Raw genomic sequence first — 24835 nt, 5'->3', positions numbered from 1 at the left:
TTCTCTCGTCTCTGCCGCCCCCCATCTCTCCACCCCCCTTCGCCCCACCCACCCCGGCCCCTCGGGGCCGCGGACACGCGCGCGCCAGCGCGCCAATAACTCTGTCGGACCCTCGTGACATCATGCGAGCACCATGGAACTACGCAAGGGTGCGCACGCGCCGGTCCCGACATCGCTTCTCGCCGTGGTCGTTTCATGGCGGTCGGCGCATGCCGTAGACGCGCACGCCCTGCTGGTCACCGAGTCGGGCCTGGTCCGCGGTGACCGGGATTTCGTCTTCTTCAACGCGCCCCGCCACGCCTCCCAGGCGGTGACCCTTGACCAGGAGCCCGCCCCCGGGACCGCGCGACTGAGCATTTCGCTGCCGCGCACCGAAGCCGATGTGGCACGCATCGTCGTCAGCGCGTCCCTCGACGACGCCACCTTCGACCAGCTCCCCGACCTCACCTTGACCGTGCACGCCGCCGACGGCCCGATCGCCCAGTTCACGATCGACGGCATCGAAGACGTGCAGGCGATGATGTTCGGCGAGTTCTACCGCCGCGACGGCCAGTGGCGGTTCCGTGCGATCGGCCAGGGCTGGTCCGGTGGGCTGGCCGGCCTGGCCGGTGAATTCGGGGTCACGGTGGACGAACCCGCCACGGGACCCCCCGCCACCGCGCCCGCCGACAGGTCGAGGGTGCCCGCGCAACCGGTCCGGGCCGCGTCCGCCGACATCGCACGCCCCGCCGAGCATGCTCGATTCGCGAGTGCGCCGCCTCGACACGACGCCTCGACGTCTATGGCCGACACCGACCCGACCGCACCGGCCCACGCCGGGCCGATATCGACACGCCCGCCGGCCCTGTCCCGCCGCGTCATCGACGTACCACCCCCGCCGCCCCTCGACCCGGAGATCGCCGACTGGCACCCCGATCCCGAGTCGCCCGATCAACTCCGCTGGTGGGACGGCGACGAGTGGACCACCAGCGTCCACCCTCACATCCACGATCACCGAACCCGCTGCATCCGCTGCGGCAATCCGTTGCGGCGCAAGCTGTTCGGCGGCCACGGACCGTGCAAGAACTGTGCCGACGAGATCGAGGAGTTCCTCACCCACTGGCGCAACCGAGCCAGGCGCGTCCTGGCGGGCCCCGGCACGATGTCGGAGGAATGGACCGAGGTGTGGGCCGCCCTGCGCTTCCAGCGCATCGACGAGGAGCGCGGCCGAACAGTACTGCGCGAGGCGGGCCTGACCCAGGTCGAGCGAATGGTCGCCTTCGCCTTCGCCGACGGTGAGGTGTTCGCCGACGAACTGGACGCCTTCGAACATGTCGTGAGCGAACTGGCACTGTCCGGCGCCATCGTCGACGATCTGCGCCGCCGAATGCATCGCGGCCGCACCCTCTCCCGCTTGCGCGCCGGCGAACTGCCCACCGTCAACACCCCCGGCCTGCACCTGGACCCCGACGAGCGCGTCCACCTCGACCTGCCCGCCGTCCACATCCGCATGCTCGCCCGCGGCCCACGCAACACCGAGGGCAGGCTCATCGGCAGCTCCAAGAAGCTGCGGTTCGTCGGCGACGGCACCGGCATCGAACTGCCGTGGAACCGGGTGGTGTCGGTGCATCCCGAGCACGGCACCGTCGTGCTCGCGGCAACCTCGGCACGCGGCGGCGCGACCTTCGGTGTCACCGACCCCGACTATGTGGCGGCCGCACTGGAAGGTGCGCTGCGCGTGTCGAAACGCCTGGTCCTGACACCGGGACAGCGCGACAGCCGCAGCATCCCCCAGGATGTGAAAGCCCAGGTGTGGCAGCGCGACGGCGGCGCGTGCGTCGAATGCGGCGACGGCCACTACCTGGAGTTCGACCACATCATCCCGCTCAGCCGCGGTGGTGCGACGAGCGCGACGAACCTGCAGATCCTGTGCCGGGCCTGCAATCGCGCCAAGGGCGCGCGGATCTAGCCGAGGATCGCGTTCATGATGGTGCCGCCACTGGTGGCGACGACGCCGCCGATCATGGCGCCCGCGATCATCTTCGGCGACTCCATCGCGCTGCCGTTCCACTTCTCCCAGGCGAACTTTCCGCCGGCGACGGTGATGGCGAGCACACCCGACAGGATCATGAACCAGGTCAAGTACTGAACCATTTTCATGATCTTGTCCGACAGCGGAGGCGCTTCCGGCGTCGGATTGCCGATCTGCGCGTACGTGGTGATGGTGTCGGCCATCGACGTCAGAATGATGCTCATAGCCTGCTCCCCTATCGCGTGCCGCGAACTGCGTTCCAGCCCTGCCGTATTCGATCGTGGTCCAGGATACGGGCGCGAACCCCCTGCACACCAACAAAACCGATCGGTTCGCTCCGGATGTGCGCCGACACCTTCGCACCTGACCGGATACGATCAGTGCAGAGTTCATCGTCGTTCCTCCGAGATACCGAGTGAGACCCCATGCTCCTGGCCGCCGTCACCGATACCTTGGCGCAGATCGGCAATCCGACCCCCGAAGCACCGCCACTGGCGGACAAGATCATGCAGCTGGTCAGGTACCTGACTTGGTTCATCTTGTTGTCCGGCATCATCGCCATCACTGTCGCGGGCGGAAAGTTCGCCTGGGAGAAGTGGACCGGTAGCTCTATGGAGTCGCCGAAGATGGTCGCGGGCGCGATGATCGGCGGCGTCGTCGCCACCAGCGCGGGCACCATCATGAACGCGATGCTCTAGGTTCCTGCTCCGCTCGGGACGGCTCGGGATCAACCCGGGCCACCTCGACCGGCCAGGAACGAGTCGGCCCGAGTTCTGTGGAGATCAACAGAACTCGGGCCGCATGAGTGTTGTCGAGTGTCGGCGCACAGCATCTACCTCCTGTCGTTCAGCGCGTCGGGTCGGCTAGGTGTAGAGCCGGTCCACGAAGGCGTTCAGGTTTTCCACCACTCGCTGCGCCTTCTCCTCCGGCGTCAGGTCCTCGCGATACCGGCTGCCCATCGACGGCCGCTTCTTGTTGCGCGCATACAGCGAGCAGGCCAGATCGGTGCACATGTAGCTGCCAACGGTGTTGCCCTTGCGCCCCGACTCGCCCGTCTTGCTCGCGGTCATCAGCGAAACACCACCACCCGAGTGCGTGGTGAGACAGATCGTGCACATCTGCGTCTTGCCCGACCCGCCGGTCTCGTGCCGCAACGCGACACTGACCAGCCCGTCCTCGCGCGGCACCGAGATATAGCAGCGTCCCGCGTACGAGGGGTCGGTCCAGCCGAGGAAGTCGAGATCCTCCCAGGGCCGTTCGCCCAGGTCACGTGGCACATTCAACCGCTTGGCGTCACCTTTCGAACAGTTGACGAACGACGACCTGATGTCGTGTTCGGTAATGGGTTCCATGTGTTGATCCTTTCAGTCTGCGAACAGCAAACGGTAGACACGCTAACGACCCCTACCTGCGGTGACAACCCGATTTCCGGCCGCCGGTGGCTCCGCGCCTACCTCGTTGCCGATTCGAGTACGGGATAGTCGGTGTAGCCGGTGGCGTCGCCGCCGTAGAAATGGGCGTCATCGAACGCGTTGATCGGAGCGTCGTCACGCAGCCGGGCCACCAGATCCGGATTGGCCAGGAACGGTCGGCCCAGTGAGATCAGGTCGGCGCCGGCTGCCAGGAGCGCGTCGGCCGCCGCCTTGCCACCGTCGGCGGGCAGCGGGTCACCCCAGCCGAGCACGGGGTTGGCGATCAGTTGACCGGCCCAGTCTCCACGGATGCGCTGGAAGACCTGCGACCGCGGATCGGCGAACACGACATGCAGGTAGGCGAGGCCGCGGGCATTCAGCTCGCGCACCAGCGCGGGATACAGTGCGGCCGTGTCGCTTTCGACGATGTCGTTGGCGCCGATACCGGGCGCGATACGCACACCCACCCGCTCCGCGCCGACCTCGGCGACAACCGCGTCGACCACTTCGAGGGTGAACCGGATGCGATGCGCGATCGATCCGCCGTAGCCGTCGGTGCGCTGGTTGGTGTTGTCGGAGAGGAACTGGTGCAGCAGCATCCCATTGGCGCTGTGCACTTCGACCCCGTCGAATCCGGCCTCGATCGCCTTGCGGGCGGCGGTCGCGAAGTCGGCCACGGTGGAATCGATGTCCTCGACGGTCATCTCACGTGGCACGACCGCGTCCCGCGAGCCCGCGGCGGTATGGACCGTGCTCGACAGGCGGACCGGCGAAGGAGCCAGCGGCACCGCACCACCGTTGTCCGGATGACCGACCCGGCCGCCGTGCTGCAGTTGCAGGAAGGTGCGGCCCGACGCGGCATGCACGGCGTCGGCGACACCGCGCCAGCCGGCGATCTGCGCGTCGGTGTAGATGCCGGGGATGCCCGCGAAGGTCGTGCCGACGCGATTCGGGCTGGCGGCCTCGGCGATGATCAGCCCCGCGGTGGCGCGCTGGGCGTAGTAGGTGGCCATGAGTTCGGTCGGGCTGCCGTCCGCGTCGGCGCGGTTGCGCGACATCGGCGCCATCACCAGACGGTTCGGCAGGTCGAGGGTGCCGAGGGTGGCCGGGTCGAAAATGCTGGGCTGTGCTGCGGTGTTCGTCATGGGAGGTACCGTAAATCCTGACACCGATGTGAGATTCAAGTCGGAGCGGGAAAGGCCAGGTGGCGCATGCGAATCGGAGAGCTGGCGAAGCGGACCGGGGTGAGCGAGCGGTCGCTGCGCTACTACGAAGAGCAGGGCTTGCTGGTGTCCGGTCGCACGCCGGGCGGGCACCGCGACTACCCCGATCTGGCCGTCGACCGCGTCATCCACATTCAGGAGCTGTACGCGGCCGGGCTGTCGAGCAAGAAGATCGCGCTGATTCTGCCGTGCATGCGGGATGCTGACGGCCGGGCGAACGAGCGCGCCACCCCGGAACTGGTCGACGAGCTGCGCACCGAACGCGCCCGGATCGACCGCACGATCGCCGACCTGCTGCGATCGCGTGGTGTCCTCGACGAGGTGATCGACCGGGCGGCCGACGGACTGGGAGTCAGCTGACGATTCCCGCGGTGCGGGCGGCGCGCAGCCAGTCCGGGAATTCGCTGAGCAGCAGGCGGTAGAGCTGGGCGTCGTCGATCTGGTCGATATCCTCGACAGCGAAGAAACCCGCGTTGTCGACGACGCGACCGTCGAGTTCGTCGAGGGTGCGCAGCACGCCGAAATTGGCTCTGCCGAGGCCGATGAACTGCCAGAAGGCGGGCAGGTGGGCGGCCTCGCGCATCAGGGCGGCGATCTCGCGTTTCTTCGCAAAGCCGCCGTCGGTGAAGAACAACACCAGCGTCGGTTCCGCGGTGAGAGTGTCGATGACCGCACGCATGATGGGCAGTTCGTCATTGCGCCCGCCGATCCCGTCGTAGTCGATGCCCTGGTGGGTGCCCTTGAGGTGCAGGTAGGCCCGTGCCCACTGCTCGCCGCCCGCCACAGTGATATCGGGCAGTTTCGCGAAGGTCAGCGCGTAGAGGTAGGCCTCCAGGGTGCCGTCGTCATCGAGCTGGGTCGCAACCGGGATCATCCGCTCGACGACCCGATGCACGGTCCCGCCGTTGTACATCTTCTGCATGCTGCCGGTCTTGTCGATTACCAGCACCACCCGCGCCCTGACGCCGAAGGCGCTCTTGTCGATGAGTACCTTCGCGACTTCACGCTTGCGCATATCCAGCTTCTGCCGCTTCTCGAAAGACAGCGCCGCCTCCCCCGGCACGCTCCGAACCTCGGGCACCGCGACAGCGTCCGGCTCGTGATCGACGCTCACCCCGTGATCGGTGACCAGGTCGGCGAACCCGCCCGCGTATCCCTGCCCGACAGCCCGGACCTTCCACTGTTCGCCCCGGCGATACAGCTCGAGCGCGATCACCACCGACTCACGACCGAGCCCGTCGATCACATACTCGTGCAACACAGTCCCCGCACGATCAGCTACCGCCGCGACCGGAGACGCGGCGCTCCCGAACGTATCTCCCTCTGCGGCAACGGTGATCACCGCGCGAATCTGCGCGATCTCCGCAGGCACCGAGCCCGGCGAGACCTCCAGCGTCCCACCGTTCAACCGGACACCCGGCGCCTGTGGCTGATTGAAGAAGACGAAGTCCGCGTCCGAGCGAACTTTGCCCGCCTCGGTCACCAGCAGTGCCGAGAGGTCGGCCGCGACCCCGCCCCGGACCGACAGCACCACCTCCGCCGAATCCAAGCTCGCGTTCTGCCCTTTGACCAGCGCAGCAGCCATCGCCATCCCTCTCATCACACCGTAATGCCCCACACCCTAGGCGAATACGGGGCTAGATCCAGCCCTTCTCTCGCGCTTTGAGTGCGGCTTCGTAGCGATTGGACACGCCGAGCTTGGTCATCGCCGAGGACAGGTAGTTGCGGGTGGTGCCCGGTGAAAGGTGTGCGCGTTTGGCGATGTCCTCCACGGAGGCACCGTCGGCGGCGAATTCGAGCACGTCGGCCTCGCGGGCGGTGAGGACGGTGTCCCCCGCGCTGATGGCTTCGGCCGCGAGTTCGGGATCCACGTATCGACCACCGTTGTGCACCGACCGGATCACTTCGGCCAGCGTCGCCGCCGAGGTCGTCTTGGGCAAGAACCCCCGCACGCCGGCCGCAAGAGCGCGCTTGAGATAGCCGGGCCTGCCGTGGCTGGTGACGATCAAAGTGCCTGCGCCAGGCGTGATTCGGAGCAGCTCGACCGCCGTATCGATGCCGTCGATACCCGGCATCTGCAGATCGATGACGGCGACCGCGACAGGCTCACCCTCCTCGGCCCTGCGCCGCCACGCGGCGAGCAGCTCGGCACCGGAGCCGACGTGGGCGACGACCTCGAGATCGGGCTCCAGGCCGAGCATCGTCGCCATGGCGGCGCGGATGAGGGTCTCGTCGTCGGCGAGGAGTACGGGAATCACTGATTCTCCCAATGGATTTCGAGGATGAACTCGTCGCCGGAGGTGGCGATGTCGAGGGTCGCGCCGACCGCGGCGAGGCGTTCGCCGAGCCCACGCAGCCCGGATCGTTCACCGATCGAGCCCTGCGGACGATCGTTGCGCAGCGACATACCCGACCCGCCGAGTGTGAGAGTCGCGGTCGTCGCTGCCGAGTGTTCGACGATATTGGTGGTGCCTTCACGGACCACCCAGGCCGCGACTTCGTGGAATGCCGTGGGCACCTTGGCCGCGTCGCCCTCGATGACGAGTTCGCATCCCGCCGCCGACAGCAGTGACCGCGCCCCGGCCACCTCCCCGCGCAGGTCGATATTGCGGTAGCCACGCACCAGCGTGCGCATCTGTCCCATCGATTCGACCGCCAGCGTTCTGATCTCTTCCATCTCCGCGGTCGCCCGGTCGACATCGCCCGCTCGTGAGAGTGCGACCGCCAGTTCGCTTTTCACAGCGATGGCGGAGAACCCGCGGCCGACGACATCGTGCAGGTCCCGAGAGAAACGTAGCCGTTCCTCGGCGACCTGCAGCTGAGCCTCGACCCCTTTGGTCCGCTCCAACTCGTCGATGATTCCCAGCGCCCACACGGTGAGCAGCGTCAACACGATCGCGAATGCCCCCGCGAGCAGCAGCGACGCGGTCCCCTCCAGTCCGGCCACCAGCGGCGCTCCCAGGACCGGCGGGGTGATCACGCTGAGGCCGATCAGAATCCACCACCTGTGCCGGGCGAACGCGACGACGGAGAAGATCGTCAGCAAGGCCGCGGACACACCGACAACGCGTGCCCCGACAACAGTCGACTCGTCGGTGGCGAGGTGGGCAACGATTCCGCTGACCGCCCAGAGCGCGGCCAGGACCGCGGTGGCCAGGGGCAGCATTCGCGGTCGTGCCACCACACCGGGGACGGTCGCGAAAGCGGGTTGCGCCTCCACGGCGGCCATCGCCGCGATGCCGCCCACGGCGATCATGAGCACCGCCACGACCGAGCCCGCGGAGATCGCCAACGCGACGGCCAGACCGGCGACGGCCGCCTGGAACGTGAGCCGCGAGTAGAGCCGGTACTTGGCCGACCCCGACAGCTCATGCCACCAGGCGGTCGCGCGCATCACCCGCGGTCGTCCCAGCGGAAGCTCTTGCGGGTCAGCACGAGCGCGAGAACGGTCCATAGCGCCAGTGTCGCAAACGGACGGCCGGATTCGATGACGGTGTCCGCGAAGCTGAGCGCGGCGTCGGATTCGGCGGCCGCCGACAGCTTGCCCGCTGTGCCGAGTGAGATGAGATCGGAGACGGCGGCGAACGGAGTCCAGTCGGCCACCTGCGCCAGCCGGTCGGGCAGCACATTACGGATGGAGGCCATGCCCAGCATCGCGATGATCATCACCGGCAGCGAGGTGATCTGCGCGGCCTCGGCGTTCTTGGTGTACGCGCTGGTCGCCAGGGCGAGCAGCGAGAACAGCACCGTCCCGCCGACCAGGGCTACGGCGATCGCTAAGGGGTTGACGGGGGCGGGTGTGCCGGTGCCGTAGACCACCGCAGTGACGACAGCGGTGCACGCGAACGTCATGATGGCGCCGGGTATGGCAGGGGCGAGCTGGATCTGCCAGTCGGCGGCCTCGCCTGTGCGCAGCCGTTTCAGCACACCTTCGCTGCGGCGCGTGGTCACCATCGAGAGCACCGAGTAGTACTGGACGAACAGCAGGGCCATCAGCGCGAGCAATTCGAAGGCCACCGCCGCCATCGCCGTTGTCGGCTCGGCGTCCTTGCGGGCAATGAGGAAGGTGACCAGCGGGATTCCGATCGGGAAGACCGTGGCCATGTAGACGAGAGTCTTGTTGCGCCGGAACTGCAGCCACTCGGCCCTGGCGAGCGCGGTGAGTGGTCGACGGCGAAATCCATTGGCGGGCAGGGTGGTAGTCATCGTGCTCCGATCAAGGTGGGAGTGGTTGCCTCGGCGATATCGAGAAAGACCGATTCCAGCGACGCGGCACGCGCCTCGAGCCCGGTCAACCGCACGCCCGCTTCGCGTGCCCAGCCGAGCAGCTCGAACAAGTGGCCCTGTAAATCGCTGGTGCTGATGGTGACTCGCGCTTGCGCATCGACGCGGGCGCCGCGGAACTGCGGCACCGGCAGGCCGGGGTGGTCGAAGGCGATGCGCGCCGGGTGGTCCTCGACGATGTCGCGCAGCGTGCCCCTGCGGGCGATCGCGCCCTTGTGCATGATCGCGATCTGATCGGCGAGTGCTTCGGCCTCGTCCAGATAATGCGTGGTGAGAACCATCGTGACCCCCGATGCCTTGAGGTCGGCGAGCAATTGCCAGGTCCCACGCCGGCTTTCCGGGTCGAGGCCGGTGGTCGGTTCGTCCAGGAACAGCAAGCGCGGTTGTCCGAGCAGGGCGCACGCCAGATCGACGCGGCGCTGCTCACCACCCGACAGCGCGCCGACCCGCACGCCCGCGCGATCGGTGAGGCCGACCTGTGCCAGCACTGCGTCGGCGGTGGTCGGATCGGTGCACGTCCCGCGCCACATCTCCAGCGTCTCGGCGACGGTCAGCTCGGCGGGCAGCCCACCGGACTGCAACATGATGCCGACCCTCGGGCGGACCTGGTCGCGGTGCCGGAGCGGGTCGAGTCCGAAGACCTCGACCTCGCCCGCCGAGGGGGCGATGAGCCCTTCCAGCATGTCGAGCGTCGAAGTCTTGCCCGCGCCGTTCGTCCCGAGCAGCGCGAACACCTCCCCCTCGCGCACCTCGAGGTCGACGCCTTTGACGGCTTCGAATGCGTCGTCGCCGCGGCCGTACGTTCGGCGCAGCCCGCGTGCGGTGATGACGTCTGTGTTTCTCATGCCTTCTACCGTGGTCGACTTCCGGCGTCACCAGTAGTAAGCGCAGTCACCGATCCCCGATGGGATTCGCATGGGTCGCACATGACATAAGTCATCGGTCCTGGGATGTGCGCAGGAGCGCGATGCCGTAGGCGACGAGCCAGCCCGCCCACAGCAGCCAGCCCGACAAGCCGATGAGACCGAGTGGACCGTCGTGGTCGATGATCAGGGGCGTGATGGTCGCGGCGGTGAATTGCAGTGCGGCAGCTAGGTATCCGATAGTGGCGTGCCACGGCTTCACCAGTCCCGTGAGCCTGCCCGCGATGGTCAAGCCGACCAGCGCCGTCGCGAGAAACGTGCCGTTCAGCGCGAGCAGGGCATCTTGCAGGGCCCACAGTGCCGCCCCTTTCCCACTCGAAGTGCCGAGGGCATAACGGATTCCGACGATCACGGTGAACGTCGCGTTCTGCAACAGCAATCCGGCGAAGCCGACCAGCGACCACCCGGTGCCCGGCGCCGCCCATTCGCCCGGGCGCGATGCCGACGTGATCGCCCTGATCCGCGAAGCAGGCCGCACCGAACCCGCCCTGGCCACCACCTACACCGACGCCCGCCACCGAGCCGACCGAACCCGCATCGAGGTCTTCACCTCCTGGCCCCCCGGCACCCTCCGCGAAGACCTCCCCACCTCGGTCGACATCCACGCCGCCCTCTGCACCATCGACGTCTACACCACCCTCACCATCGAACGAGGCTGGTCCCCCGACCGAGTCGAATCCTGGTGGACCACAACCCTTGCCCGCGAGTTACTCGCTTGACGATTCACCCTCCGCCGACCGGGAAGTTGTCTACTATCGGTCGTAGTAGACTGAACACTGGAGGGGCAGTGAGTGATCCGAACGAGGGACATAACACCAAGAGGTCGTTGGTGGCACGACTGGTTGAATCGGGCTCCCAATTCGTGAACAAGCGCGGGATCTACCTTGGCCGCCGATCGACGAAACTTCATGTAGCCCTGTACCGCCGGACCGGCGGCCGACTGGGTGGGCGCATGCCCGGCTGGCCCGATGCCCGAATCCTGCTCCTCGACCACGTCGGCGCCAAGACCGGCACCCACCGAACATCACCCTTGATGTACCACGCCGACGGCGATGTCATCGCCATAGCCGCATCCAAAGCCGGCCAGCCGACCCACCCAGCCTGGTTCCACAACCTGAAAGCCAACCCGGACACCACAATCCGAATCGGCGCCCAGCCACACCCCGTCCGAGCCCGCGTAGCAACCGATGCGGAACGAAATCTACTGTGGCCGAGATTCATCGAGTTCTTCCCGAGCTACGACTTCTACCAACGCAACGCAGGCACCCGCAGAATCCCGATCGTGATCCTCACGCCACGCAGGTGATCGCACCGCAGCATTCCCGTGGACGCCGACCAGGGGTAGATCGGTTCACCTAGTCGCCAGGCCAGACAATCGCAGCTACCAAAACCGAGAGCGGCACCGCGAAAGCCAAGAGCCAACCGACGAGCATCACCGATCGGTTCCCTCCGCCGCCGTGAGCCAGTCCGCGATGTTGTCGAGCGACCCGATGCAGACCACCCGGAACGGATTCGCGAGCTGCCAGCCATAGGGCGGCTCGTCCGATCGACGGATTCCCATGGACCACTTCGCGGCCCGTTCGTTCAATGCCTCGAGCTGTTTACGTACCGCCTTGCTCACGCTCCATGCCCCAATGCCACCATCTGCACCTCGCAGACCCATCCACTGCTGGGGTTCGACACGATTCCCTCCCGACGTATGGACGGGCTCCACCCAATCGACTTGCCGACCGGGCGGCCCGTATGCGGTGCGAAGGCGCTCCCCCGCTCCGAACTAAGGATCGATCACCGGTAGGGCCGTTCACACCGCATCGTCGGGACGTTTGGGACGATTAGGCTGTATCCATCCATTCGTCCCACACGCGAGGTGGAGAGCATGAACCATGGGCTGCGCCAAGCAATGACGGCGGCGAAGCTTACCGAGCAACAGTTGGCCGATGCGTGCGATGTCGATGCGAAGACGGTTGCCCGGTGGGTGGCGAACGAGGCGCGCGTTCCCCATGCCAAGCATCGTTGGCGCGTGTGCGAACTGCTCGGGTCCAGCGAGAGCGACCTGTGGCCTTCGTCGGTCCGATTGCAGGTCAAATCCGGGTCGGATCGAGAGATCGTTCAGGTGTATCCGTATCGGTCCGCGGCGCCCGCGTCACTCTGGCGCTCGCTCATAGGCAATGCACGGACCGAGCTCACATTCGCCGGGTACACGAACTACTTCCTCTGGCTCGAACACGCCAACTTCGGCCGATTGTTGCAGCGCAAGGCTTCTGCAGGCTGCCGCGTCCGCTTCCTGATCGGCGACCCGGAACATCGCGTAACCCGTGACCGGGAAGTAGAAGAGTCGGTGCCACTCACCCTGTCGTCGCGGATCGCCGTGACAGTGGGTGAGCTGGAGCGAATCCGCGGAACCGACAACATGGAAGCGCGTTTCGAGACCGGACACGTGAGCATCTCGGTGTTCAGGTTCGACAACGACATGCTGGTAACCCCCATCCTCGCGCGTCGTGTCGGACACGATTCCCCGATGCTGCACCTACGACGCGAACAGCCGGACGGCATGTTCGATCGGTTCACCGAGCACGTCGAAGAACTGTGGTCCCGCGGCCGGAACATCTGGGAGGGTTGATTCATGGGCAGAATCGACTACCAGAACGACCCCAACGCACCCACGCCGAACTCGCTGGTGCCGGCTGCATCAGTGGTGGTCGTAGATGATCGTGGCCGAGTCCTACTGCAACGCCGCGTCGACAACGGCATGTGGGCCTTGCCCGGCGGAAAGATGGAACTCGGCGAATCGCTCGCTGAGTGCGGTGTGCGCGAGACCTTCGAAGAGACCGGGATAGACATCGAAATCACCGGCATCGTCGGCACGTACACCAACCCGGGCCATGTATTTGCCTACGACGATGGCGAAGTACGGCAGGAGTTTTCGATCTGCCTACTGGGCAAACCGACCGGCGGCGACCTTCGATCATCGGACGAGTCACACGAGGTCGAATGGTTCACGCCGGAAGAAACCGACGACCTTCCGATGATCAACGCGATCCGCCTTCGGCTCTCCGATTGGCGTACTGGCCGCTTCCCTGCCGTTCGATGAGGCCGTAACGATGCCGACGCGCATGATCAAGGCATGAGTTACGTCGTGGCCTACCTACAGTACGCCGGATCAGGCCCGATGCGGTACGAAGAGAAGCTACTCACCGAGGGCTTCAGAAGACTCGGTATCTCCGTCCGTCACTACAGCCTGAAACGTATTCAACGCAGGCAGTTGGCTCTGGGACCAGACGTTTTCATCGCCGGGGACATGGATGCGATGCACGGCGCGATGCGCCAATTACGTATTCCGATCCCGCAACCCGACGACTATCCCGAAGCGCTTCGCGGCTTCCTCGGACGGAAGGTTTGGGCCTCGACACTGGGCGAGATCGAGTGTGCGATGGATAGTGGGTCCGCCACAACAGTTTTCGTCAAGCCCGCAGACCGGCGAAAGAGCTTCACCGGAGCCGTCTGCTACTCGGAACGCGATTTCGCCGCTTGGGGAAATGCCAATCGACGCCAGCGCGTCTGGTGCTCGGAGGTCGTCACCTGGATTTCCGAATACCGCGTCTACGTCATCGACCAGCGGATCGTCGCAATCGACAACTACAACGGTGACAACTCCGTGCCGCTGAACATGGAAACAGTCGAGTCAGCGGTCACCACCTACTACCGTTCCGGCACAGCGCCCACCGCCTACGGCATCGATTTCGGCGTACTGGCCAACGGCGAAACAGCACTCGTCGAGGCCAACGACGGCTACGCCCTCGGCGCCTACGACATCGCCGCGGACCAGTACACCGAACTGCTGATGAACCGATGGAGCGATCTACTCATGTCCGCGGCGCGGCCGACGGACTGAGGTAGAGCGAATCACCCAGCCGAGAAGACCCGCGAGCTTCTGCCGTCTGCTCAACGACGGCGCAGGGATGCGTTGAGCAGAGATGGTGGGGTGTCGTGCTTTTCGTGGGGGGCGAGGTCGGTGCCGGGGGCGACGATCGTATCGATGGCGTCGAGGACGTCGGGTGGCAGGACGGTGTCGGCGGCGGCGAGTTGGGAATGCAGGTGGTTCATGGTGCGGGGGCCGATGATGGCACTGGTGACGGCGGGGTGGGCGGTGACGAAACCCAGGGCTAGTTGGATCAGGGTCAGGCCTGCCTGGTCGGCCACCTTGGCGAGTTGTTCGACGGCGGTCATCTTGGCGTGGTTGGCCGGGATGGTGGTGTCGTAGCGGTCGGGCATGAATGTTGAACGGCTGGTGGTTATTTCGCGGTCGGCGCGGATCGCACCCGAGAGCCAGCCCGAGGCGAGGGGGCTCCATGCGAGTACGCCGAGGCCGTATTCCTCGGTGACCGGGAGTACGTGGGTTTCGATGCCGCGCTGCAGGATCGAGTAGTTGGGCTGTTCGGCGACGTAGCGGCTCAGGTGGTGGTCTTTGGCGGCCCACTGCGCCTGCACGATGCGGTAGGCGGGGAACGTCGAGGATCCGAAGTAGCCGATCTTGCCTGCGCGCTGCAGATCGGTCAGCGCCGAGAGGGTTTCCTCGTCGCTGGTTTCGGGGTCCCAGCGGTGGATCTGGTAGAGGTCGACGTGGTCGACGCCGAGTCGGCGCAGGCTGTTGTCGAGCGCGGTGGTCAGCCAGCGGCGCGAACCGCCGCGATGGTTGCGCTCCTCGCCCATCGGCATGCTCGCCTTCGTGGCCAGCACGATGTCGTCGCGGCGGCCCGCGATGGCCTTACCGACCAGTTCCTCGGATTCGCCCTGGCCGTACATGTCGGCGGTATCGATGAGGTTGATGCCGCCGTCGATGGCGACGTCGATCATGGCGGTGACCTCGTCCTGCGTGGACTTTCCCAGCTTGCCGAAGTTCATCGCGCCGAGCACGAGTGTGCTGACCTGAACGCCGGTACGACCCAGGGTGCGGTACTGCATGGCGGTTCCTCCCAGATGAGCTTGGTTCGGCTCGCCGATTCTGGCATCCTCAACCAAGCGGAACGATGTTCCGCTAATCAACATACGGAACACTGTTCCGTTTGCCAAGAGGGAGGTTTCGCGACCGTGGTCGACAACACGGCCGAGGCACCGCGCAAACGCGCCGACGCCCGGCGCAATCAGCAAGCGCTACTCGACGCGGCCGCGGCCGCCTTCATCGCCGCGGGTGTCGATGTCCCCGTCCGCGAGATCGCCGCCCAGGCCGGCGTCGGCGTCGGCACGATCTACCGCCACTTCCCCACCCGAGCCGACCTCATCGTCGCCGTCTACCGCCACCAGGTCGAAGCGTGCGCCGAAGCGGGCCCTACCCTCCTGTCCACCCACAGCTCCCCCCACGCCGCACTCGGCGAATGGATAACCCTCTTCACCGACTTCCTCACCACCAAACACGGCCTGGCAGAAGCACTTCAGTCCGACGCCACCACCTTCGAAACCCTGCACACCTACTTCCTCGACCGCCTGGTCCCCACCTGCGCCACCCTGCTCACCGCCGCCACCACCGCGGGCGAAATCCACCCCGGCACCGACCCCTACGAACTCCTCCGCGCCGTCGGCAACCTCTGCATCGGCGGCAACACTTCCCGCTACAACCCGCGCCGCATGGTCTCCCTGCTCATCGCGGGGCTGAGCGCGAAGTAGGCGCAACGAAACGAGCCCTGGACCGTCCGCGATCTTCGCGACTTGCGGTCCACTGTCACAGCTGGGGGTCGGCCGGGCGGGTGACGTCGTCCAGCTCTGCCAAGTCCTCATTTGCGAGAGAGAGGCCGGCGCCTGCGACGTTCGCACGCAGGTGCGGCACCTTCGACGTGCCGGGGATGAGCAGAATGTTCGGTGAACGCTGCAGCAGCCAGGCAAGCGCGACCGACATCGACGTCGCCCCCAGGCGGCGGGCGACTGCCGAGAGCGCCGAGGACTGCAGCGGACTGAACCCGCCGAGCGGGAAGAACGGCACATACGCGATGCCCTCGGTTGCGAGCCGGTCGATGAGCTCATCGTCGTGGCGGTGGGCGAGGTTGTACATGTTCTGCACACACACGATCGGGGCGATGCCCTGCGCTTCGGCGACCTGCTCGGTGGTGACGTTGCTGACCCCGAGGTGGCGGATCAGACCGTCCTGCTGGAGCTCGACGAGAGTCTCGAACGCCTCGGCGAGCGAACCCGGCTGCGGCCCTTCGGCGTCGCCCATCCGCATGTTGACCAGGTCGAGCACCTCGACGCCGAGCCCCTGAAGGTTCTCGTGGACTTGCTTGCGCAGGTCTTCGGGCCGCCGGGCTACCGGCCAGCCACCCTGTGCTTCACGGTTCGCGCCCACCTTCTCTGCACTTGGCAAGCAGCTCCACCGAATCGGCCGCTGCTTCGTGCAGGGTCAGCTAAGGCGCAGAATGTCTTTCGATGCCGAGTTCCATACGTGAGAGTCGGTCTTTGTGCAGAGATCCGGGGATCGACGCGGCCAGCTCGATTCGAGGCCGCAGCGATGGCTATCTACAGGTGTCCCTACGCAATGTGAGTGGGTAGGGCAGAGTCGAGTACACCGGCGATCAGCCATGCCAGTGGGCGTTGATAGGACGAGCCGAGAACACGGACGAGCAGGTCCGTGACATGGGCGTCGGGGCCGACGAGGATCTTGGGTTTACCCGCGGCGGTGCCGTCGAGGATCACCCGCGCGGCCTGGTCGGGGCCAGTAAGGGCGATCCTGTCGAACAATGCCGAGAGACGGTGTAGTTGATGCTCGTCGCTGCCAGCGGCGTTGGTCGCGATGGCGGTGCGGACTCCACCGGGATGCACGGAACTGACGGTGACCCGATGCCCGGCGACGAGCATCTCCTGTCGTAGCGATTCAGTGAACCCTCGTACAGCGAATTTGGCTGCGTTGTAGGCGCTTTGACTGGGTACGGCGAACAGGCCGAAGATGCTGGAGGTATTGGCGATGCGGCCTTGCCCCGAAGCGATGAGGTGTGGGAGAAATGCCTTGGTGCCGTGCACGACTCCCCAGAAGTCGATATCCACGACACGGGCGATGTCCTTGATGTCACTGTTCTCGATGGTGCCGACGAAGCCGATACCGGCGTTGTTGAACAGGTCGTGCACGACGCCGAAACGAGCGATCACCGTCGCGGCGAAGGCGCACATCTGCTCGTAATCGACCACATCGACCACCTCAGCCTCGACCTGTGCGCCCAGGACGCGGCAGCGCGCGGCTGTTTCGGCCAGGCCTGCGGCGTCGACATCGCACAGGGCTACTCGCGCCCCGCGCCGGGCGAGTTCGATCGCGAGGCTGCGCCCCATGCCGGATGCGGCGCCGGTGACCACGGCGACTCGGCCGCGATAGGGATCGGACATGGTATTGCCTCGCAATCGGATTCGAGAATGTGCGAAATGTGCGCCGCGCGCGGGGCGCGGGAGACGCGCCGGTCAGCGTTTGAGGCGATCGAGATACGCGCGGCGTGAGTCGGCCTCGAAGCGCCCGGGATCCGAGCCGACGAATCGGCTTTTGATCGCGTTGAGCGCGGATTCCGGGATGCCTTGTTCGATCACGCCCATAGGTGCGAGCCAGCGTGGCAGGGTTACTTCCGCGCGCCGGTGGCGCACCGTGTCGACGATGGCTTGCCCGACCTGATCGGGTTCGAGGGTGGGTTGCAGGTTCAGGTTCACCCCGGAGGTGAGTTCGGTGTGCACCGCGGCGGGCATCACCGTGGTGATGGTGACTCCGGTTCCGGCGAGCTCGGCGCGCACGGCCCGCGACAGTGCCGCGACCGCGAACTTGGACGCGCAGTACACCGCGACGCCCGGGGTGGTGACTTTCGCGGCCATCGAGGCGACGTTGACGATGTGCCCGCGCCCCCGGCTCACCATGCCGGGCAGCGCCAAACTCATTCCGTTCACCACACCGCCGACATTGATGGCCAGTTCACGGTGGTGCCCGGCCAGGTCGAGTTCCAGGAACGGGCTCAGGCGCATGATGCCCGCGTTGTTGACCAGCACCTCGACCGGGCCGCTCTGGCCCGCGAGGTCCAGGAACTGGGTGAAGCTGTCCGGGTCGGCGACATCCAATAGCGCTGCGTGGCAGCCGATTTCATCGGCGGCAGCTCGAGCGGCGGCGAGGTCGATGTCGCCGATCCAGACCTGGGCACCGCGTGCGGTCAGGGCCGCGGCGGTCGCGCGCCCGATTCCGCGTCCGCCGCCGGTGACGCAGGCGACCGCGCCGTCGAGGCGGATCACAGCTGCACCTCGTGCCGGGGTGTGCGCATCGCGAAGTAGCCGATGGCGCGGGACTCACCGCTACGCAGGGTCAGCAGCGCGCGCCCCAGGTAGACGCCGGGGACGAGTTCGACGATTTCGTCACGGACGCGATCCATCGGGAACAGCGGCCCGATCGGGTTGCCGAGTTCGGGGGCGGTGTAGGTGACGGCGGCGACCTGGTTGAACGGCGCGAGCGCGGCGCGTTCGACGCGGTGCTCGAAGCGGACTCCGTTGAACACCTTGCCTGATTGCTGCCAGCCTCGGTATCGGGGTAGTAGGGCACGAAGGGCGAGGTAGGCGTTGCGGTTCATCCGGTTGTGACCGATGCCGGTGTCGGCGTTGAAGCTCTTGCCGACCCAGCCCGGTTCCAGGGCGATGATCGGGTTGGCCAGTGCCGCGATCGACAGTCCGAACAGCTTGCCGGCGACGATGCCGTCGTAGTCGCCGTCCAATTGGGGTGCCGTCCCGTGCGAGAACAGTGCCGTGAGCAGGTCGCGGTCGTCGTCATCGGAGGCCGCGCACAGGTAGTTCCAGCACGTCAGAGCCGCGCGGGCGGGGGCCGTATCGGCAAGTTCGCGGAGCTCGGTGAGCAGTGAGATGGCGGTGGTCGCCGGTGGTGGAGCCGTGGTGGGCACGGGTATTCCTTTCAGGGGAGGGCGGATGGTTCAGGCGGCAGCGGTGAGTGAGAGCGGCTGTGCGTGTGTGCGCACGAACCGGGTGATCACCGCGACCGCTTCTGCGCTTTCGGGCAGGTACGGGAAGATGACGGGAAACGCGTGGATCTGGCCGTGCCAGATGTGCAGTTCGCACGGGATGTTCGCGGTCCTGAGCCGTGCGGCCATGACTTCGGAGTCCAGGCGCAGGAATTCGTCATCACAGCACAGCAGCAATGTCGGCGGCAGGGTCGCGAGGTTCCCGTTGACCGGGGACAGTGCGGGATCGACGCGGCCGTCGCGGGTGCAGCCGAGCTCGGCGATGCGGGTGAAGGCGGCCGTGGGCAGGTACGCCTCGGTGGCGGCGTTGCGGTGTGCGAGTTTGGTGGTCAGATCCAGATCGAGCCAGGGACTGATCGCGATCACCGCGGCCGGTGCGGGCAACCCTGCGGCCGAGGCGCTCAACGCGGTGTTCAGCACCAGCAGCCCGCCTGCGGAGTCTCCGGCGAACACCACCGATTCGGGTGCGACCCCGCGCTCGAGCAGCCACCGGTAGACGGTGAGGCAGTCGTTCACCGATTCGGGCACTGTGGCGGTGGGCAGGTATCGGTAGCGGACCTGGACCACGGGCAGCCCGGTCTGCTGGGACAGCATCGCGGCGAGTCGGCGATGGGTGTGGAACCCTCCGGCGACGAATCCGCCGCCGTGGAAGTAGAGCATCGCGCCACGCTGGTAACCAGGTGCGACCCCGGTAGCTCGGACGATCTCGCAGCGAACGTTCCCGGCCGAAGCGGTCTCGACGCGGACCGCGTCGCGCACGGGCAGCAGCCGGGCACCGAGGTCGACCAGACCGGCGGCTCGAAACACCGCGGAGCTGAGCGGAATTCGCCGTAGCACCGGGCGAACCACTTCCCTGACCAGGTGGGTGGCCAGGCGGGATCGCGGGCTGGGTTGCCGCCGCGCACCGGTACCGGTGTGGTGATACGGCAGGTGGATGGTGCTCATCCGAATCGCCTTTCTGGCTGTTCCGAGTGGGCCGGGTGCGGGGGTGTTCGCCACGGTTCGACACCGACTCGATGATGAATCGTATGATTCATGTTGAATCACATGATGTCAATAGAAGGCCGGGAAGCGCCGAACCCGTGACCGTAATGAGAGGATCTGCCCATGGACTCCCCGAAGATGTGGCGCGGTCAGACGCTCGCGGACCGTTCGCTGGATCGGCGCGAGCAGATGCTCGATGCCGGCGAGGAACTCCTGGGCACCGGCGGTGCGGCGGCGGTGACCATGCGCGCGGTGATCCGGCAGGTCAATCTGAGCCCGCGCTATTTCTACGAAACCTTCGACTCGCGTGAGGATCTCGTGGTCGCGGTCTACGACAGGGTCGAGCTCGCGCTCTTCGAGCGCATGCGTCCGGTGCGCATCGACGCCGGTCTGCGCGCAGCGATCCGGTCGATCTTCGAGATCTGCGCCGAGTACTTCGAGGAGGATCCGCGCCGAGCGCGGATCCTGCTGCGCGAGCCGCTCGCGGACGAGACACTGCGCCGCCACGGTTCGGACCGGGCCCCCGCCTTCCTGCGCATGCTCATTCCACTACTGGGGGCCGAGGCCGATGCGGTCATTCCCGCCAGCGATGAGGATCTCGCGCTCGCGGCCACGGCCCTGAGCGGCGCGCTGATCTCGCTCTACCTCGAGTGGATCGACGGACGCCTGCTCGTGGGCCGCGACCGCCTCGCCGACAATGCCGTCGAGGTGGTCTTCGCGCTGCTAGGAGCCTCGCAACAGCGGCAGTGACCGTTTCGGGCCTTGACACCGACGGCTAGAAGTTGAATCATCCGTTTCAACTTGAAGCGGGTGATACCTCTTCGCCGTCGATCAAAAGGACGTCCACAGATGAGCGCCGACACCGCCCCCATCACCGAACACACCGGCACGGCCCGCCCGGACCGGCACATCGTTGTCATCGGAGCCGGACTCTCCGGCGTCGGCATGGCAATCACGCTGCGCCGCAACGGCTTCACCGACTTCGTCGTACTCGAACGCGGTAACGACGTCGGCGGGGTATGGCGCGACAACGTCTACCCTGGCGTCGGCGCCGATGTGCCCTCGTTCAGCTATCAGTTCTCCTTCGAGAAGAACCCCCGATGGTCGCGGCTGTTCCCCAAGGGCTGGGAAATCAAGCAGTACATCGACCACTGCGTCGAGAAATACGACATCACACCCCACCTCGAACTCGACACCGAAGTCCTCGAACGCCGCTGGTCCGAAGACGATCGGCTCTGGCACCTGCGCACCAATCACGGGGAGATCACCGCCCGTTTCGTCATCGGCGCGCTGGGCCCGTTCGTCAACGCCAAAACTCCCGCCATCGCCGGGCTCGACGAATTCACCGGCACCATCATGCAATCCCAACACTGGGATAACGACTGCGACCTGGACGGCCGCCGGGTCGCGGTCATCGGCACCGGAGCCAGCGCCGTGCAGCTGGTCCCGATGGTCGCCGAACAGGCCAAGCACCTGACCGTGTTCCAGCGCCGCCCGATCCACGTGCTGCCCAAACTCGACGTTCCCATCCCCGAGCCGATGCAGCGCGCCATCGAGGCCCTGCCCGGGGCTCAGAGCGCGCTACGGCTCGCCTTCACCGCACAGGTCGAAGTGCTCCTGGTAGCCGTGGCCGCGTACGGCAAGTCGGTGACACCGCTGGCGCGCGGGCTCGCCGCGGCCAGCCAAGCCCTGCTCTTCGCCCAGGTGCGAGATCCGGAGCTGCGCGAAAAGCTCACTCCTGATTATGATTTCGGCTGCAAACGGCCCAGCGTCTCCAACGCCTGGTATCGCACCTTCGCCCGGGACAACGTCAGCCTCGTCACCGAACCCATCGAACGGATCACCCCCACCGGGATCCGCACCACCGACGGCACCGAACACGACATCGATGTCCTGGTGCTGGCCACCGGATTTCACTTCGCGCACGAGCCGATCAACTACCGGCTCGCACCGATCTCTACCAGCGATGGCTTCGATCTCGCGGATTTCTACGAGCACGAACCGCTGCAATCCTACGAAGGGGTCAGCCTGCCCCAACTGCCCAATGCCTTCACCCTGTTCGGCCCCTACTCCTGGTCGGGCAGCTCCTATCACCTGATGGTGGAGAACCAGGCCAACCACATCGTCCGAGTCCTCACCGAAGCAGAACGGCGCGGTGCCGACCGCGTCGCGGTACGCGCCGAAGCCAACGCCCGCTTCCTGAGCTTCGTCCGCAACCGCGCACAGAACTCCCTACTCGCGGTGAGCAACTGCGACTCGGCCAACAGCTACTACTTCGACCACCACGGCGACTTCAGCTCACTGCGCCCCACCACCGGCCTGCAAGCGTGGTGGACCAGCCGCACCTTCCCACTCGAGGACTACAACTACGCGTGAAGAGGTGACACTGAGACGTTGCCTCAACCTATGGTTCCAGCATCTTTCGGCTCCGACGAGGCGCGTCCAAATCGAGCCCACGACGCCGACGAATGGCTCACCACCGCGATCGAGCGCCCAGACGCACATGACCGAGGTGCTCGCCAACCGCGAAAACCACGACACTCACACCATCTGATCCACCCGAGCCCTACTCATGGCGGGGCTGAGCGCGAAGGAGACGCGTTGGAGACCAGCGCTCCGGACGGTGGCCGCTTCGTGGTCGACTGGTCAGGTCGCGATTGTCTGGGGCCGAGTGAACAGCCGCAGTGACTCCTCGACGACGGCGTCGCGGGTTCGACCTTCGGGGTCGGCGTCTGGGCGTAGCCAGATCGAGGCGTGGTTCAAGATGCCGTGTAGGCAGTGCAGCGCGACCGACGGATCCGGGCAGTCGAACTCGCCCGACGCGATGCCGCCGTCGATGACCTCCCGGAAGATCCGATCGTGGCGGCGACGCATGGTCTTGATGGATTCGCTGTGCTGCTCGGGCCACGGCGCGGGGAACGAGAACAGCTTGCCCACTTCGGGATACAGCACTGTCAGGACACGCAACTGCTCGGCGATGAGCGCGCGTAGCTGCTCGGTCGCGGACAGTGCCGAGGCAGTGTCGAGGGCCTCGCTCAGGTGCGTGAGCACGTCGGCGGTCAGTTTCTCCAATGCGGCGGAGACCAGCGCGTCTTTGCTCGGAAAATAGTGGTAGAGAGTGGCTTTCGCGATATCGGAGCGCTCGGCGACGTCCTCGAACCGCATCCCCTGGTAACCGACGCCGGACAGGATCTGCAACGCGGCGACGATCATCTCCGCTTTGCGTCGATCGCGCCGCCGCTCCGCGCGCCCGGCAGGCGCGACGCTCTCGTCCGTGCTCGAAGTCATCACCCGATCCTATCGAGGTGACGTCGAAGGGCCTACCGCGTTTCGCGCAGATAGACCGAGAGGTCGATTGGTCGACCCGCTGCAGCTCTCGACCACGGACGAGCTCGCCTTCCACCAACCGTTTGGACGACAATTCGACTTGATCGATCAAAACTCGACCGATAGGTTGGGAAACGTGAAGGATATGACTGTTCCCGCGTCCGCCTACTTTCAGCGAGTCGGCGCCCACCGCTTCGTGCCGACAGTTCACGCCGGCGGCGCCTGGGACACCGCCGAGCAGCACTTCAGCCCTCTCGGCGGCCTGATCGTCCACGAGATCCAGCGCACGCGAACACACGAACAACGTCCCCCGCTGGTGATGAGCCGTATCAGCTTCGACATCCTGGGCCGAATCGCGTTCGACGAATTCGAGATCACTGTCCGCACGATCCGCCCCGGGCGCACCATCGAACTGGTCGAGGCGACAGTTGCCATCGCCGGTCGCGACGTCGTCTCCGCGCGTGCCTGGATGCTGAGCAGCCAGGACAGCGACAGTGTCGCGGGCGGGGAGCCCGACCGACTCCCGGCACCCGAGTCGTTGGCGTCATGGCCCCTGACCTCGATATGGCCCGGCGGGTACATCGCCTCGGTGGATACCCGCCCCGTCGGCGTGCCCCAACCCGGACGGACCACTGCGTGGGTCCACTCATCGGTGGACTTGGTCGCCGCGGAATCGGCCGATCCGCTGGCGACGTTCATCGCGCTGGTCGATACCGCGAACGGGATCGCGGTCCGGCAGGAACCCACCAAGTGGATGTTCCCCAACCTGGACCTGACCATCCACCTCTACCGGCAACCCGAAGGCACCTGGACCGGCCTCGATACCACCGTGACGTTCGGCCAGGCGGGGCAAGGATTGACCAGCACCGTCCTGCACGACACCCATGGCCCGGTGGGAGTAGCCCAGCAAATACTGACCGTTCGCCCACAGCAATAACCGCACCGCCAGCGACCTCGATCTGTCCGGCCCCGGCGGTGACCTGTCCCGAATCCGGTGGAACGACCTGCAATTCGAAGATTCCTACGATCGCGACGAGGTCATGGGCCAGTGCGGCAAACTGAGCGACCTACGGCCAGTCGCTTTCACCCGAAACTACCCCGACAGCAGAATTCGATACATTCGTCCTGCACCCGGGCCTGACATCAACCGCCTTCACGGGTGAATACGACGCCGCCAGTGCGGCATTGGTCGCCCGCATGCGAGAACAAGGCCAGCCCGTCGCAGCAGCCCTACACCGAATTCTCCACCACCTCGACAACCGCCCCACTGACCGCGTTCATGCAGGACAACCCGGTAGATATCCACGGCGAACCCTTCGCCCCCGAGGCCGCCGACCGACTGTCCACCTACACCGAAAAGCTGTTGAACCACGCCCGGCAAATACAGACAAACGGCAGTTCAGAGGGGGTAAGTGGGGCGGGTGGGGCTCGAACCCACGACCAGCGGATTATGAGTCCGCGGCTCTAACCGACTGAGCTACCGCCCCTCGCCGCGGGGGTCTCCGCGGGCGAGTCGCATGGTACCCGGCCGAGTGCGGGGTTGACCACTTGGCGCGGTGGTCGTGTCGCGTCGACTGGGGTGACGTGGGGTGGCCGGGTACAGGAACGGGGGGGGGGGGGGCGGGGTGCGGTGTGGGGGGGGGGGTGGGAGGAGTTCGAGGGGCCGGGGGGGGGGGGGCCGGGGTGGGGTGTTGGG

Annotated in this window: 28 protein-coding genes, 1 tRNA gene and 1 pseudogene; 12 read left to right on the top strand and 18 right to left on the bottom strand. The window is 66.2% G+C overall.

Annotated features, from left to right (window positions below; genetic code table 11):
• Positions 1-133: 133 nt before the first annotated feature.
• A complete protein-coding gene (locus ACFWPX_RS13900; protein WP_378927712.1) occupies positions 134-1948 on the top strand; it encodes a TerD family protein in 1815 nt (604 codons plus the stop codon).
• Here ACFWPX_RS13900 and ACFWPX_RS13895 read toward each other — a convergent pair.
• Positions 1945-2235: a hypothetical protein gene (locus ACFWPX_RS13895; RefSeq protein WP_378921229.1), complete on the bottom strand. Its 291-nt coding sequence runs from the start codon at positions 2233-2235 to the stop codon at positions 1945-1947. The two genes, ACFWPX_RS13900 and ACFWPX_RS13895, sit on opposite strands and share 4 nt — an antisense overlap.
• Before the next feature lie 201 nt (positions 2236-2436).
• On the opposite strand from ACFWPX_RS13895, the gene ACFWPX_RS13890 reads away from it, so the two are divergent.
• Positions 2437-2709 carry a hypothetical protein gene (locus ACFWPX_RS13890; protein ID WP_101469239.1) on the top strand — a complete coding sequence of 91 codons (273 nt, stop codon included), beginning with the start codon at positions 2437-2439 and terminating at the stop codon, positions 2707-2709.
• Between the two features lie 165 nt (positions 2710-2874).
• On the opposite strand, the gene ACFWPX_RS13885 is transcribed toward ACFWPX_RS13890, so the two are convergent.
• Complete coding sequence (locus ACFWPX_RS13885) at positions 2875-3363, bottom strand: FBP domain-containing protein (RefSeq protein WP_378927711.1); 489 nt, start codon at positions 3361-3363, stop codon at positions 2875-2877.
• 98 nt (positions 3364-3461) lie between these two features.
• On the bottom strand, positions 3462-4568 hold the full coding sequence (locus ACFWPX_RS13880; RefSeq protein ID WP_378927710.1) for an alkene reductase: 1107 nt from the start codon (positions 4566-4568) through the stop codon (positions 3462-3464).
• A gap of 66 nt (positions 4569-4634) precedes the next feature.
• On the opposite strand from ACFWPX_RS13880, the gene ACFWPX_RS13875 reads away from it, so the two are divergent.
• Entirely contained in the window at positions 4635-5006 is a 372-nt protein-coding gene (locus tag ACFWPX_RS13875; RefSeq protein WP_378927709.1) for a MerR family transcriptional regulator, read from the top strand.
• On the opposite strand, the gene ACFWPX_RS13870 is transcribed toward ACFWPX_RS13875, so the two are convergent.
• From ACFWPX_RS13870 to ACFWPX_RS13845, 6 genes are all read right to left on the bottom strand, one after another.
• A complete protein-coding gene (locus ACFWPX_RS13870; RefSeq protein ID WP_378927822.1) occupies positions 4999-6231 on the bottom strand; it encodes a VWA domain-containing protein in 1233 nt (410 codons plus the stop codon). The genes ACFWPX_RS13875 and ACFWPX_RS13870 overlap by 8 nt on opposite strands.
• A 52-nt stretch (positions 6232-6283) precedes the next feature.
• Positions 6284-6904 carry a response regulator gene (locus ACFWPX_RS13865; protein ID WP_378927708.1) on the bottom strand — a complete coding sequence of 207 codons (621 nt, stop codon included), beginning with the start codon at positions 6902-6904 and terminating at the stop codon, positions 6284-6286.
• Positions 6901-8100 carry a sensor histidine kinase gene (locus tag ACFWPX_RS13860; RefSeq protein WP_378927707.1) on the bottom strand — a complete coding sequence of 400 codons (1200 nt, stop codon included), beginning with the start codon at positions 8098-8100 and terminating at the stop codon, positions 6901-6903. The genes ACFWPX_RS13865 and ACFWPX_RS13860 overlap by 4 nt, the downstream gene beginning before the upstream one ends.
• Complete coding sequence (locus ACFWPX_RS13855; RefSeq protein ID WP_378927706.1) at positions 8040-8852, bottom strand: ABC transporter permease; 813 nt, start codon at positions 8850-8852, stop codon at positions 8040-8042. The genes ACFWPX_RS13860 and ACFWPX_RS13855 overlap by 61 nt, the downstream gene beginning before the upstream one ends.
• A complete protein-coding gene (locus tag ACFWPX_RS13850; protein ID WP_378927705.1) occupies positions 8849-9775 on the bottom strand; it encodes an ABC transporter ATP-binding protein in 927 nt (308 codons plus the stop codon). Before ACFWPX_RS13850 ends, ACFWPX_RS13855 begins: the two co-directional genes overlap by 4 nt.
• A gap of 91 nt (positions 9776-9866) precedes the next feature.
• Positions 9867-10226, bottom strand: a complete 360-nt coding sequence (locus tag ACFWPX_RS13845) for a hypothetical protein (protein ID WP_378927704.1) — start codon at positions 10224-10226, stop codon at positions 9867-9869.
• Between ACFWPX_RS13845 and ACFWPX_RS13840 the strand changes: the two genes are divergently transcribed.
• Both ACFWPX_RS13840 and ACFWPX_RS13835 read left to right on the top strand, forming a co-directional pair.
• On the top strand, positions 10207-10572 hold the full coding sequence (locus tag ACFWPX_RS13840; RefSeq protein ID WP_378927703.1) for a hypothetical protein: 366 nt from the start codon (positions 10207-10209) through the stop codon (positions 10570-10572). The two genes, ACFWPX_RS13845 and ACFWPX_RS13840, sit on opposite strands and share 20 nt — an antisense overlap.
• 110 nt (positions 10573-10682) lie before the next feature.
• The gene (locus ACFWPX_RS13835; protein ID WP_378927702.1) at positions 10683-11159 is read left to right on the top strand and encodes a nitroreductase/quinone reductase family protein; all 477 of its coding nucleotides are present in this window, start codon (positions 10683-10685) and stop codon (positions 11157-11159) included.
• 126 nt (positions 11160-11285) lie between these two features.
• On the opposite strand, the gene ACFWPX_RS13830 is transcribed toward ACFWPX_RS13835, so the two are convergent.
• Positions 11286-11474, bottom strand: a complete 189-nt coding sequence (locus ACFWPX_RS13830; RefSeq protein WP_378927701.1) for a hypothetical protein — start codon at positions 11472-11474, stop codon at positions 11286-11288.
• Positions 11475-11729: 255 nt separating this feature from the next.
• Between ACFWPX_RS13830 and ACFWPX_RS13825 the strand changes: the two genes are divergently transcribed.
• Genes ACFWPX_RS13825 through ACFWPX_RS13815 form a run of 3 tightly spaced genes read left to right on the top strand, consistent with a single transcriptional unit; the run spans position 11730 to position 13745 of the window.
• Positions 11730-12473 (top strand): DUF5919 domain-containing protein, encoded by a 744-nt coding sequence (locus tag ACFWPX_RS13825; protein ID WP_378927700.1) that lies wholly within the window; start codon positions 11730-11732, stop codon positions 12471-12473.
• Positions 12474-12476: 3 nt separating this feature from the next.
• Entirely contained in the window at positions 12477-12944 is a 468-nt protein-coding gene (locus ACFWPX_RS13820) for an NUDIX hydrolase (RefSeq protein ID WP_378927699.1), read from the top strand.
• Positions 12945-12977: 33 nt separating this feature from the next.
• The gene (locus ACFWPX_RS13815; protein ID WP_378927698.1) at positions 12978-13745 is read left to right on the top strand and encodes an ATP-grasp domain-containing protein; all 768 of its coding nucleotides are present in this window, start codon (positions 12978-12980) and stop codon (positions 13743-13745) included.
• 50 nt (positions 13746-13795) lie between these two features.
• Here ACFWPX_RS13815 and ACFWPX_RS13810 read toward each other — a convergent pair whose 3' ends face one another.
• Positions 13796-14815, bottom strand: a complete 1020-nt coding sequence (locus tag ACFWPX_RS13810; protein ID WP_378927697.1) for an aldo/keto reductase — start codon at positions 14813-14815, stop codon at positions 13796-13798.
• A gap of 126 nt (positions 14816-14941) precedes the next feature.
• Here ACFWPX_RS13810 and ACFWPX_RS13805 point away from each other — a divergent pair, with 126 nt between their 5' ends.
• Positions 14942-15514: a TetR/AcrR family transcriptional regulator gene (locus tag ACFWPX_RS13805; RefSeq protein ID WP_378927696.1), complete on the top strand. Its 573-nt coding sequence runs from the start codon at positions 14942-14944 to the stop codon at positions 15512-15514.
• A 55-nt stretch (positions 15515-15569) separates the two neighbouring features.
• On the opposite strand, the pseudogene ACFWPX_RS13800 reads toward ACFWPX_RS13805, so the two are convergent.
• The 5 genes and pseudogenes from ACFWPX_RS13800 to ACFWPX_RS13780 form a co-directional block, all read right to left on the bottom strand.
• Positions 15570-16196 (bottom strand): annotated as a pseudogene (locus ACFWPX_RS13800) (oxidoreductase); the annotation flags it as partial.
• 173 nt (positions 16197-16369) lie between these two features.
• Positions 16370-17215, bottom strand: a complete 846-nt coding sequence (locus ACFWPX_RS13795; protein ID WP_378927695.1) for an SDR family NAD(P)-dependent oxidoreductase — start codon at positions 17213-17215, stop codon at positions 16370-16372.
• A gap of 72 nt (positions 17216-17287) precedes the next feature.
• Positions 17288-18094 carry an SDR family NAD(P)-dependent oxidoreductase gene (locus ACFWPX_RS13790; RefSeq protein WP_378927694.1) on the bottom strand — a complete coding sequence of 269 codons (807 nt, stop codon included), beginning with the start codon at positions 18092-18094 and terminating at the stop codon, positions 17288-17290.
• Positions 18091-18750, bottom strand: a complete 660-nt coding sequence (locus ACFWPX_RS13785) for a hypothetical protein (RefSeq protein ID WP_378927693.1) — start codon at positions 18748-18750, stop codon at positions 18091-18093. Before ACFWPX_RS13785 ends, ACFWPX_RS13790 begins: the two co-directional genes overlap by 4 nt.
• A gap of 30 nt (positions 18751-18780) precedes the next feature.
• A complete protein-coding gene (locus tag ACFWPX_RS13780) occupies positions 18781-19773 on the bottom strand; it encodes an alpha/beta hydrolase (protein ID WP_378927692.1) in 993 nt (330 codons plus the stop codon).
• Positions 19774-19935: 162 nt separating this feature from the next.
• Here ACFWPX_RS13780 and ACFWPX_RS13775 point away from each other — a divergent pair, with 162 nt between their 5' ends.
• A complete protein-coding gene (locus ACFWPX_RS13775) occupies positions 19936-20562 on the top strand; it encodes a TetR/AcrR family transcriptional regulator (protein WP_378927691.1) in 627 nt (208 codons plus the stop codon).
• Positions 20563-20661: 99 nt separating this feature from the next.
• Positions 20662-22188 carry a flavin-containing monooxygenase gene (locus tag ACFWPX_RS13770; protein ID WP_378927690.1) on the top strand — a complete coding sequence of 509 codons (1527 nt, stop codon included), beginning with the start codon at positions 20662-20664 and terminating at the stop codon, positions 22186-22188.
• 270 nt (positions 22189-22458) lie between these two features.
• Here ACFWPX_RS13770 and ACFWPX_RS13765 read toward each other — a convergent pair whose 3' ends face one another.
• Complete coding sequence (locus ACFWPX_RS13765; protein ID WP_378927689.1) at positions 22459-23100, bottom strand: TetR/AcrR family transcriptional regulator; 642 nt, start codon at positions 23098-23100, stop codon at positions 22459-22461.
• A 184-nt stretch (positions 23101-23284) separates the two neighbouring features.
• On the opposite strand from ACFWPX_RS13765, the gene ACFWPX_RS13760 reads away from it, so the two are divergent.
• Entirely contained in the window at positions 23285-24076 is a 792-nt protein-coding gene (locus ACFWPX_RS13760) for a thioesterase family protein (RefSeq protein ID WP_378927688.1), read from the top strand.
• Between the two features lie 476 nt (positions 24077-24552).
• On the opposite strand, the gene ACFWPX_RS13755 is transcribed toward ACFWPX_RS13760, so the two are convergent.
• Positions 24553-24626: transfer RNA gene (locus ACFWPX_RS13755), tRNA-Ile, on the bottom strand.
• Between the last annotated feature and the right edge of the window lie 209 nt (positions 24627-24835).

The sequence above is a fragment of the Nocardia sp. NPDC058518 genome, assembly GCF_042719655.1.
Lineage (GTDB): Bacteria > Actinomycetota > Actinomycetes > Mycobacteriales > Mycobacteriaceae > Nocardia.
The sequence above is the reverse complement of the archived record's forward strand: the minus strand, read 5'-3'. Positions and strand labels throughout refer to the sequence as shown.